The sequence below is a fragment of the Lysinibacillus sp. GbtcB16 genome, assembly GCF_019091145.1.
Taxonomy (GTDB): domain Bacteria; phylum Bacillota; class Bacilli; order Bacillales_A; family Planococcaceae; genus Lysinibacillus; species Lysinibacillus fusiformis.
The window spans coordinates 1-277 of record NZ_JAGXJV010000310.1; the positions used below are offsets into that span (position 1 = coordinate 1).

Below are 277 nucleotides of genomic sequence, written 5' to 3' on the forward strand. Positions count from 1 at the left end.
GACACGATATTAATAACTTTATTAGTAATGTATCAAAGGTTAGTTTTTGGCTCATTTATGTATACATCCCAATCCTATTTATTATTGTGTGGGTGAAAAGAAAATGGAAAAAATCAAAAGCACAAGCAAATTAATACTTATTTCTTGTATAACATTCTTCAGTCTAATTGGATGTTTACAAAAAAATATTATCGACGATGTACAACTTATTCAAGGATCCGTATTTGACGTTGCAAAAGATAATAAAGTAAAAGTGACATTCGTTTGTCCCATTCAA

General features: G+C 28.5%; 2 pseudogenes. Both read left to right on the forward strand.

What is annotated here, in order from left to right:
* Window positions 1-134: pseudogene (locus KVT27_RS24370) on the forward strand (spore gernimation protein GerH); the annotation flags it as partial.
* Window positions 104-277: pseudogene (locus KVT27_RS24375) on the forward strand (Ger(x)C family spore germination protein); the annotation flags it as partial. The pseudogenes KVT27_RS24370 and KVT27_RS24375, both read left to right, overlap by 31 nt.